Below are 10,203 nucleotides of genomic sequence, written 5' to 3' on the forward strand. Positions count from 1 at the left end.
AAGGCTCTGGGAGCGGGACAGGTGGATATTTATGGTGTGACTGGTCCGGATCCTTTCGGTGAAACCGTAAAGTCCATCCTGCTGAAATACGGTGTTTCCTGCTCTCATATACAGACACAGAAGCAGCACTGGCATACCCATGTGTATCATAAATTCTACAGGGATTCCCGGGAGGAACCGCGTTGTGATATTGGTAACTTTAACATTGTCAGCCCTGAGACAGTGGAATCTCTCCTTCATGATATTGAATCCAATGCATCAAATTATCAGGCCATCATCATCAATGAGCAGGTGCTCAATGGATACCACAATAGACTGTTCCAGAAGGGGCTCAAGGGTTTGATTAAAAAATTCGACCAGGACTGTTTCTGGATCAGCGATTGTCGTCACCTGAACCATATCTATGATCACAGCATCCGAAAGTTAAATATTCATGAAGCCGAAGACCTGTTCAATCAGAGAAACAAAGGCACGGGGAAAGTACCCGAAAAGAAAGAGCTGACCCGATGGTTGGGTTCCTTTTGGGAAAAACCCGTCATCATCACATTAGGAGAAGAGGGGGCAATCGGAATTGACCAGGAAGGAAGACTGCAGGAAACACCGGGGATCAGCCTGATTGGACCTAGAGATACGGTAGGGGCGGGAGATGCTTTTCTGGCAGGACTGACCCTCACCATGGCCTCCGGATACCCCCTGAAAAAGGCTCTGTATCTGGGAAACTGTGCCGCCAGCGTTTCGGTGACCAAATTATTCGAAACAGGTCACCCCCGGGTGGATGAAGTCCTAGCCATGGGATCTTCCCCCGACTTTCGCTACAATCCGGAATTGGCTGGAGACAGTAGAGGTGCAAAATACCTGAAGGATAGTCCCGTAGAACTCACAGGTATAAGAGCGACAGGGAATCCAAGGGTTATCATCTTTGATCATGACGGAACCATATCCACCCTGCGTCAGGGTTGGGAACCCATCATGAAAGATGTTGTCCTTCGTTCTATCCTGGGAGACTCACTGAATCTGATTTCACAGTCAGAAATGAAGAGCATCAGTACTGCAGCAGAGGATATGATAGAGAAGACGACAGGTGTACAGACGATCATACAGATGCACCATCTCCAGGCTCTTGTAAAGTCCTACTCTTACATCCCTGAAGATGAGGTTCTCAGCCCTCTGGAATATAAAAAAATATACAACGACAAACTCATCCAGATGGTTTCGGCCCGTATCGATCTGTTTCGCCGGGGAATGCTGGATCTCAGGGATGTCACCATAAAAGGGGCCATCCCCTTTATACAATTCCTCAGAAAAGCCGGCATCACTCTCTATCTGGCAAGTGGAACGGATCAGGCGGATGTCCGTCAGGAAGCTGATACTCTCGGGTATGCAGATTTATTCAACGGCGGAATATTCGGTTCTATGGGAGATGTAGACTGTGATCCTAAAAAAATGGTGATCGAAAGGATATGCCGGAATCTCCCTGAGGGAACGAGACCGGAGGAGTGCTATGTCTTCGGCGATGGCCCTGTAGAGATGAGAGAAGCGGCTAAGCGGAATTTTACCAGGATAGGGCTTGTGAGTGACGAAAAACAGCGTTTCGGTGTGAATCTGGACAAAAGAAAGCGTCTGATCCTGGGAGGCGCTCAGGCACTGATACCCGATTTTTCATGGGCATCCCTCCTTACAGACCATCTGAAATGGGATCTCAAGGATAAAGGGGATCAATGATTATGAAATATTTTGACCGCAGCAAGATGGAGTTTTATCCTCTCAGTTCACGGAACAGCAAAGTCCTGATCACCGAAAGTGCCCTTCAGCCCGGCAGCGCCCCCCCTCCTCTCGAAGAGGTGTATCAGCATAAAATGGATCAGATAGCCCGGGAGATCATGAAGGCTCGTCGGAATGATCGTCCGGTCATGCTGACATTTGGTGCCCATGCCATCAAAAATGGATTGTCACTCCTCCTGGCAGCCCTCATCGAGGAGAACTGGGTGACTCACCTGGCCACCAATGGCGCGGGGGTCATTCATGACTGGGAGTTTGCCTTTCAGGGGTTGAGCTCTGAGGATGTCCGGGTCAATGTGGATAAAGGGACATTCGGCACCTGGGAAGAAACAGGATTCACACTCAATCTGGCCCTTGCAGCAGGCGCCTTTCGAGGCTGGGGTTACGGGGAATCCATAGGAGCCATGATCAGCTCGGGTGAAATTATTATCCCATCAGAGGAGGAATTGTACTCTTTACTAAGGGGAGAAAAAAACAGTGGAGAACTCTGGCAAAGAGCGGCGGCGGCAGACTTCCTGGACCTGATTCTGGCGGAAAATCTCAAGCCGGGACCCTTAATAATCAAGCATCCCTTTGCCGAATACAGCATTCAGGCCAGAGCCTTTGATGCGGGGGTACCCTTTACGAGTCATCCCATGTTTGGTCATGACATCATCTATACCCACAGGACCAACCGGGGAGCCGTCATCGGCCGCTGTGCTGAAAGGGACTTTTTGTGCTTTGCCGAATCTGTCTCCCGCTTAGAGGGTGGAGTGTATCTCTCCGTCGGCTCTGCAGTGATGTCTCCCATGATCTTTGAAAAATCACTCTCCATGGCCCGGAACATTGCCCGGAGGGATGGAAGAGTCATAAAAAATTGCCCCCTCCATGTTGTCGACATTCAGGAGCAGTCCTGGGACTGGAGTCGTGGCGAGCCTCCCATTGATAATCCGGCCTATTACCACCGGTTCATGAAAACCTTCAACAGAATGGGCTGCCCTGCAGACTATACATGCATGGACAACAGAGTATTCCTGCATCATCTTTACAAGAGATTACACAAATGAATAAAAAATGCATCATAGGTGTAGATATCGGAGGTACTAAAATTTCCGTTACACTGGGTTCTCTTCAGGGAAAAATACTTGTAAAAGAGAAATTTCCCACTGAGAACAGTTGGGAAAAAGTCATTGAAAAGATATATCAGACCATAAATAGTTTTCTCTGTGACATTCATAAGGACGATGTGAAAGCCATTGGCATAAGCTGCGGAGGCCCCCTGGACAGCAGGAAGGGAGTGATTCTGTCGCCCCCCAACCTGCCCGGCTGGGATGAAGTGCCGGTCTGCTCTATTCTTGAGAAAAAAACAGGCCTTCCCTGCTTCCTGGAAAACGATGCCAATGCCTGTGCTCTTGCCGAATGGTTGTGGGGGGCCGGTAAAGGGACTCAGAATATGATATTTCTGACCTTCGGCACCGGACTGGGAGCCGGACTGATTCTCAATGGCATGCTCTATGAAGGAACCTCCGGGATGGCCGGAGAAGTAGGACACCTCCGGATAGCCGAAGATGGCCCGCTGGGCTATGGTAAAAAGGGTTCCTGGGAAGGATACTGCAGCGGCGGAGGGCTCTCAGGTCATTTCAGTCAAGTTTACGGAGATGTGAAAACCGGGAAAGAGATCTGCAGACTCGCCACTGAGGGCGATGAAAAAGCAATGGACATCATAGACATCACGGCGAGAGCCCTGGGGCGGGGAATTGCTCTCCTTCTGGACATCCTGAATCCTCAGAGGGTCATCATAGGCAGTATTTTTACACGGGACGAGGCTCTTTTTCGTGAGAAGATGGAGCAGATCATCAGACTTGAAGCCCTTTCCATCACAGCCAAGGACTGCCAGGTTCTGCCTGTTGCCCTGGGAGAGTCCCTGGGCGATATGGCAGCCCTCGGAGTGGCCGCCAAAGGTCTGCAGAAAAAAGGGAAAAGACCAGAGAGTCAGTCCTTGAATTTAAATAAAGTAATTCAACTCTATCTCAATGAATTAATCAGCCGCTACCCGGTGCTGGAGGACTGTCGTCAAGACATTGAAAAAGCAGTATGGGCACTGACTGAATCCTTTGAAGATGGAGGAAAAATCCTGATCTGCGGTAACGGCGGCAGCGCTGCTGATTCAGACCATATTGTGGGAGAACTGATGAAAGGCTTTGTCCATTCCCGCCCGCTTTCTCGGGAGCAGAAAGAAGAACTCACCCGAACCGGTGGAGAAAAGGGACGACAGATGGGAGAACGATTACAGCAGGGAATTCCGGCAATATCACTATGCTCCCCCACGGCTCTGAACACTGCATTCCAGAATGATGTTGATCCTTCTCTGCTTTATGCTCAGCAGGTAATGGCTCTTGGCAATAAGGGGGACATCCTGTGGGGACTGTCCACCTCAGGGAACTCATCCAACGTTGTGGCAGCTGTCATTGCGGCCAGGGCAAAAGGCATGATAACCCTTGCCATGACCGGCGAAAAAAAGAGCCAACTTCATGATCTCTGTGATATTTGCATCAGGGTGCAAGGAAAAGAAACCTATAAAATTCAGGAGCTTCATCTTCCCATATACCATAGTATCTGCCTTATACTGGAAGAGTATTTATTTAATAAAGGAACGGAATGAAGAAGAAAAGAGTCACTATTTCAGACATAGCGTCTGAGGCCGGTGTGTCAAAAGCCACAGTATCCAGAGTCCTGTCAGACTCTCCTAAAATAAAATTCGAGTCAAAAGAAAAAATCCTGAAAATCATGGAAAAATACTCTTATGTTCCCAACCATATGGCTCAGAGTCTGGCTGGATCGCCCCGCATGACTATTGGAATTATCATTGATGAACTGGCCAACTTTTTTTTTATAGAAGTGGCAGACGAAATTGATCAGGTCATCAGTCATTCGGGATACACCATGCAGATTTTAAGCTCCCGATGGGAAGAGGAAAATGAATTAAAACTGGTTCGACAGCTCATCAGCAGCCGTGTGGACGGAATAATCCTGGCTCCCGTATCTGAAGACTCCCGGTCCATCGCCCTGCTGAAATCCTCAGATATCCCATTCATGCTGATCAATGTGATACCCATGCAAAAGAAAATAGCCTATGTCAGTAGTGATAATCATCAGGGAGGAAAACTGGCGGCAGAGTTTTTCAATAAAATGAACAGACCGTCTCAGATCCTGATCACAGGTTTTCCCCACCAGTCCATTACAAACAGAATTCAAGGTTTCAGGGAGAGCTTAAACAGGGCAGAGGAACTGCTCCATTATGAAAATATAAGTACCTACGAACAGGGTTATGAAATTGCATCAGTCCTGGTTATAAAGAATCGTCTGGACCAGATCAAAACGGCCCTATTCATCACCAACGACAATGTGGCCATCGGCATCATTACACGACTCCTTGAAATCGGGATTTCTGTCCCGGATCAGGTCTCGGTAGTCGGCTTTGATGACATCAAGCTTTCCAAATTCTGCCGAATTCCCCTGACGACAATCTCACAGGGGATTAAAGACATTGGAAAAATTGCCGCTCTGGAACTGTTGGATATGATTGGAAATTCCGGTAGTACATTTCCCAAACACCTCATTGAACCACAGATGATCCTGAGACAATCTGCAGTTCTTTCATAATTTAGAGACTTTCCATGACTGTCCATTTTTCGCGGCCTTTGCTGTTTTTGACAATGGCCTCAATAAAGGCAAGTCCTGTAACTCCCTGATCGGCATCAGGAAAATCTCTTCCCGGCACAACGGCTTCCCGGCGTATAAAACGGAATCCACTGTTATAGATATTGGCAAAAGCACAGATGAGACCTTCCGGATGACCTCCCGGCAGACGGGCTGCCCTTCTGGCTTCATCACAGAGTGCGGGAGTCCCTTTCTTAAAGATGGTACTGCTTCCGTCATTGTTCATCAGTTCCAGGGTCTCAGGATATTCCTCATCCCAGGCTATGCCGGCCTTACTGCCATAGACTCGAATCCTCAAAGCATTCCCCTCGCCCGATGAAACCTGGGAGGCATGAAGCAGTCCTCGAGACTTATTTTTAAAATGAATGAGTACGGAGCCCTGATCATCCAGAGGATTCCCCGGGATGGTTCCTGTAAGATCGGCACAGACCTCTTCGGGCACAAGAGATGTTATGGTCTGAACCAGATTCAAGGCATGAATCCCCACATCCATCATGGTACAGGAGGGACCGGAAATTTTAGGATTCAGGTGCCATGTATCAAAGAGATCCGGATCATTGATCAGAGGGGCCAGCCATCCCTGGGTGTACTCAACAACAACACGATGGATTTCCCCCAGCACACCTGTTTCCACAAGAAAACGAGCCTGTTTAGTCATGGCATAACCAGTGTATCCATGAGTGAGGGCATAGAGAAGTTTTGAATCTTCCGACTTTTTCCGTATCGCCAGAGCCTGCTCCAGAGACAAAGCCATGGGTTTATCGGCAAAAACATGAATACCTGCTTCAAAAAAAGCCATAGTCATATCAAAATGACTGCTGTTGGGAGAGGCAATGATCACAAAATCGATGCGGTCTTCTTCCGGACGTGACAACTCCCCCCGAATCATGTCTTTATAATCAAGATAAACTCTGTCCGGAGCCAACCTCAGTTCTTTCCCCCGGACTTTGCTTTTTTGTGGGTCCCGTGAAAAAACACCGGCTGTAATTTCTGATTCTCCCATCAACCGGGCTCCAGCCATATGAACAAACCCTATAAACGAATCTTTACCGGCACCGATGATACCACCCTGCAGTTTTTTCATTGATCCACTCCCAATATTTTCTGAATCGCTTCCTGATCCACTGCGGTTCCCGCAAAATCATCAAAAGCCCTCAAGGCGGGGTCGATGATCATGGATTCAATAAAGGCTGCGCCTTCGGCAGCTCCCTGCGCTGAGTCCTTGATGCAGCACTCCCATTCCAGAACCGCCCAGGATTCAAAACCGGCTTCTGTCAACTTGGTAAAGACCTGATTAAAATCAACCTGTCCGTCTCCCAGGCTCCTGAATCGGCCGGCCCGGTCCTGCCAGGATGAATAGCCCCCGTATACTCCCTGACGGCCGGTGGGATTGAATTCCGCATCTTTCACATGGAAGGCCTTAATTCTGTCACCATAAATATCAATAAATTGGAGGTAATCCAGACATTGAAGTATGTAATGGGAAGGGTCATAAAGGATGTTGACCCGTGGATGATTCCCCGTGGCTTCCAGAAAACGCTCAAAGCTTATACCGTCATGAAGATCCTCTCCGGGATGAATTTCATAGGCAATATCCACCCCGAACTCTTGAGCAGCATCCAGTACGGGTTTCCATAGAAGGGCCAGAGATTTAAACCCCTGCTCCACCAGTCCCTCAGGCCTCTGGGGCCAGGGATAAAACAGATGCCACATGAGGGCACCGCTGAAACTGGGCAAAACTCTCAAACCCATATTGGCTGATGCCTTAATGGTATTGATCATCTTCTGCACCGCCCATTTCTGACGCTCCTGAGGTTTTCCACGCAATAGAGGTTCAGTGAAGGCATCAAAAAGCTCATCATAGGCCGGATTAACGGCAACCAACTGTCCAAAGATGTGGGAGGCCAGCTCGGTGATATGCAGGCCATTGCACTGCCCTATCAGATCATCACAATAGGCTTTTGACCGGGAGGCGAGATCGATATCGATCAGGCTGCTGTCATTCGCGGGGATCTGAACCCCCTTATACCCGAGAGACTTTGCCCAGGCTGTAATATTATTTAAATTATCAAAGGGGGCTTTATCCCCTGAAAACTGGGCTAAAAATATGGCCGGTCCTTTTATTTTTGTCATCGATACCTTCCCATCAGGCTGTTTGTCCTTCGAATATCAGAAAAGATAAGCTGCCTGTTTCACAACAGACAGCTTACCTTTTGTCAGAACCTCAGTTAATTCCTACTGAAAATTCAACTCGTCTTCAACATAGTACTGTTCAGCATTTTCTTTTGTAATCATTTCTGCTGCCAGGATGATGCGTACTGGAAGTTTTTTCTGGTAAAAACCTTCAAACACCAGATCATTGAGTCCCAATACGGCAAGGCCGACTGCTGTTGCAATACAGTCTGGTGGATAAGTTACATCGGCTTTGACCAGAGGATTGGAATCTTCCATGATCATTTTCAGGATGTCTTTGTCGGCTCCTCCCCCGAGGAAGATCTTAATATCATCACGGCCGGACTCTTTATATGCCTGCAGGGCCCCTTTCATCATATCATCATCGGCTGTATATACAGCATCAATCTGAGGATATTTCTGCAGATAATTTTCCATAACGGCCAGGGCTTTTTGCGGATTCCACATACCGGGCTGTGAGTCGAGAATTTCCAGTCCGTATTTTGCGGCAGTAGCTTTAATGGTGTCTACCCGGATGCTGTTGATTTCACAGGGAATACCTTCGATAATAACGATCTTACCCTTTCCACCGAGCTGTTCAGCAATCCACTTTGTTCCTTCTCTTGTATAACCTTCATCATCATTTGAGATGTAGACATCATACACAGGTTTCGTGGCACCCCGGTCTAATACGACAGTGTAAATTCCGGCATTGTAGGCTTTTTCTATAACAGAAGTCAGAGAGGAGTCAAAGGGGAAACAAACCAGAGCATCGATGTCTTTGACCATCAAGTCCTCAATATCAGAAGCCTGTTTTGTCACGCTGGCAGCGGATACTACCAGGAATTCCAGTTCGGGATGCATTTTTTCCCAGTCTTTAACAGATTTCTGAACCCACCAGTTCACACGGCCCATATAACCATGTGTAGCGGTCGGAAGAGAAACTCCAATCTTACCGCTATAGCTTTTTTCCACTGCTGCGGCAGGTTCAGCTGCTGGAGCAGCCACGGCGACAGCCATAGGGGCTTCCTCTTTTGCACAGCCGGTGATCATAAATGCACCGGCAATCAGCATGAGAATCATCATCACAGACAAGACCTTTTTCATACTTTCCTCCAAATTATTTTTTTATCTCCAACAACTGATAACCAGCTGCCAAATCCACACGATTTGAGTCAACCAGCAGGCTTGCTGGCAAAACTCTTGACGGTCTCCCATTGAGCCTTCTGCATCCTGAGGGGTGGGAGTCCCCTTAGAATCAGTCCCAGATCATCCAGAACCATCCGTCCAATCAGACTGAAAGCCTGAGGAATCCCTCCGGCCCGATGAGCAGAGAGCAGAAGATGGTCATTCCTCCTTGCTGGATGATCGCCTGCCAGAGGTTCCTGGGGAAACACATCTGTCGCGGCTGTAAAGGCTCCCTGACTCGTGAGTGAACACAGGGCATCAAAATCCACCACAGCCGCCCGGCTCATAAGGAAGAAAAAGGAGTCCTTCCGAATCATTTCCAACTTTTCCCGGTTCAAAAAACCCTGATTTTCCCTGGTGACTCCGGCAAAAACAAAGATAAACCGGGTTGTCTTTAAGACGTCCTCTAAGGTGGCGGGAATACATCCGGCCTCAAGGATTACATTTCCGGGAATCCAGGGGTCAAAAACCTTTATAGAACAGTGAAAAGGAGCCAGTAGTTTCAGCATAGCCCTTCCCAGATTGCCGAAGCCGATAACACCGACTTCGCTTCCGGAGAGAAGAACCGAATCCCTGCATCCATCAGACAGATACACCTCCCGGCCTTCCCGGAACCGACGGTCTTCCCGGGAGATTCCCCGGGATAAATCCAGAGCCATGCCCAGTGACATCTCGGCAACGGCCTGAGAATAGGCTGCCCCGCAGTTCAGGACATGAATGTTGTTTCTGAAGCAGTAGTCGTAGTCAATATTCTGATAAAAATTCCCCTCAACATTAAATATGGCCTTAAGATCGGGAGCTCTTTTGAGCCTCTCTTCAGGCAGATCCATCTGTCCAATCAGTGCAAAAGTGCCTTCAAGATTTCCATCCAGGGCATCATAATCAACAGGATCATCCCCGAGAGATTCCAATTGAACGGTATCCTTCAATTCTCCCATCAGATCCCCCGGAAATACGATATCCAGAGACTGAGGATGCGGAGCAGCCACTACTTTTTTCTTAACCACTGATTCCCTTTTCCCTATTGTTTTTGTTTCTGCACATAGACGGCAGCGATAATGACGATTCCTTTGACTGTTCCCTGTAAATAGGGAGAGACCCCGACCATATTGAGCATATTGTTGATGATACCCAGGATGAGGGCTCCAAAAATGGTTCCCCAGATTGTCCCTCTCCCGCCCGACATGGCGGTGCCGCCGATGATGACCGCCGCAATAGCATCCAGCTCATAGGCCATTCCCATATTAGAAGTACTCACAGCATTAAAACGTGATCCTAAAAGGATGGCAGAGATACCGACAAGCACACCAATCAGCGTATAGGCAATGAATTTAGTCTTGTCTACATTGATGGCAGAAAAGAGAG

General features: G+C 48.3%; 9 protein-coding genes. 4 read left to right on the plus strand and 5 right to left on the minus strand.

Translation table 11 applies throughout. From position 1 onward, the window contains the following. The 4 genes from PF479_RS15255 to PF479_RS15270 all read left to right on the plus strand — a co-directional run. On the plus strand, positions 1-1,722 hold a 1,722-nt coding region (locus tag PF479_RS15255), incomplete at its 5' end, for a PfkB family carbohydrate kinase (RefSeq protein ID WP_298008139.1). Beyond that, on the plus strand, positions 1,719-2,825 hold the full coding sequence (locus PF479_RS15260; protein WP_298008141.1) for a hypothetical protein: 1,107 nt from the start codon (positions 1,719-1,721) through the stop codon (positions 2,823-2,825). The genes PF479_RS15255 and PF479_RS15260, both read left to right, overlap by 4 nt. Next, positions 2,822-4,420 (plus strand): ROK family protein, encoded by a 1,599-nt coding sequence (locus PF479_RS15265; RefSeq protein WP_298008143.1) that lies wholly within the window; start codon positions 2,822-2,824, stop codon positions 4,418-4,420. The genes PF479_RS15260 and PF479_RS15265 overlap by 4 nt, the downstream gene beginning before the upstream one ends. Then, complete coding sequence (locus PF479_RS15270; protein WP_298008145.1) at positions 4,417-5,421, plus strand: LacI family DNA-binding transcriptional regulator; 1,005 nt, start codon at positions 4,417-4,419, stop codon at positions 5,419-5,421. The genes PF479_RS15265 and PF479_RS15270 overlap by 4 nt, the downstream gene beginning before the upstream one ends. A gap of 1 nt (position 5,422) precedes the next feature. Here the strand turns inward: PF479_RS15270 and PF479_RS15275 are convergent, their stop codons facing one another. From PF479_RS15275 to PF479_RS15295, 5 genes are all read right to left on the minus strand, one after another. Next, the gene (locus PF479_RS15275) at positions 5,423-6,562 is read right to left on the minus strand and encodes a Gfo/Idh/MocA family oxidoreductase (protein WP_298008146.1); all 1,140 of its coding nucleotides are present in this window, start codon (positions 6,560-6,562) and stop codon (positions 5,423-5,425) included. Beyond that, the gene (locus PF479_RS15280) at positions 6,559-7,611 is read right to left on the minus strand and encodes a sugar phosphate isomerase/epimerase (RefSeq protein ID WP_298008147.1); all 1,053 of its coding nucleotides are present in this window, start codon (positions 7,609-7,611) and stop codon (positions 6,559-6,561) included. Before PF479_RS15280 ends, PF479_RS15275 begins: the two co-directional genes overlap by 4 nt. 102 nt (positions 7,612-7,713) lie before the next feature. Beyond that, entirely contained in the window at positions 7,714-8,757 is a 1,044-nt protein-coding gene (locus tag PF479_RS15285) for a substrate-binding domain-containing protein (protein ID WP_298008148.1), read from the minus strand. 68 nt (positions 8,758-8,825) lie between these two features. Then, positions 8,826-9,845: an NAD(P)-dependent oxidoreductase gene (locus PF479_RS15290; RefSeq protein WP_298008149.1), complete on the minus strand. Its 1,020-nt coding sequence runs from the start codon at positions 9,843-9,845 to the stop codon at positions 8,826-8,828. Between the two features lie 14 nt (positions 9,846-9,859). Continuing rightward, a partial coding sequence (locus tag PF479_RS15295; RefSeq protein WP_367277249.1) for an ABC transporter permease occupies positions 9,860-10,203 on the minus strand: 344 nt, incomplete at its 5' end.

The organism is Oceanispirochaeta sp. (genome assembly GCF_027859075.1).
In the GTDB taxonomy this organism is placed as follows: Bacteria; Spirochaetota; Spirochaetia; order DSM-2461; family DSM-2461; genus Oceanispirochaeta.

Bases quoted from the DNA above. Each gene is read 5' to 3' on its own strand.
- PF479_RS15260 (WP_298008141.1), top strand. From the start codon at position 1,719: ATGATTATGAAATATTTTGACCGCAGCAAGATGGAGTTTTATCCTCTC.
- PF479_RS15265 (WP_298008143.1), top strand. From the start codon at position 2,822: ATGAATAAAAAATGCATCATAGGTGTAGATATCGGAGGTACTAAAATT.
- PF479_RS15270 (WP_298008145.1), top strand. From the start codon at position 4,417: ATGAAGAAGAAAAGAGTCACTATTTCAGACATAGCGTCTGAGGCCGGT.
- PF479_RS15275 (WP_298008146.1), bottom strand. From the start codon at position 6,562: ATGAAAAAACTGCAGGGTGGTATCATCGGTGCCGGTAAAGATTCGTTT.
- PF479_RS15280 (WP_298008147.1), bottom strand. From the start codon at position 7,611: ATGACAAAAATAAAAGGACCGGCCATATTTTTAGCCCAGTTTTCAGGG.
- PF479_RS15285 (WP_298008148.1), bottom strand. From the start codon at position 8,757: ATGAAAAAGGTCTTGTCTGTGATGATGATTCTCATGCTGATTGCCGGT.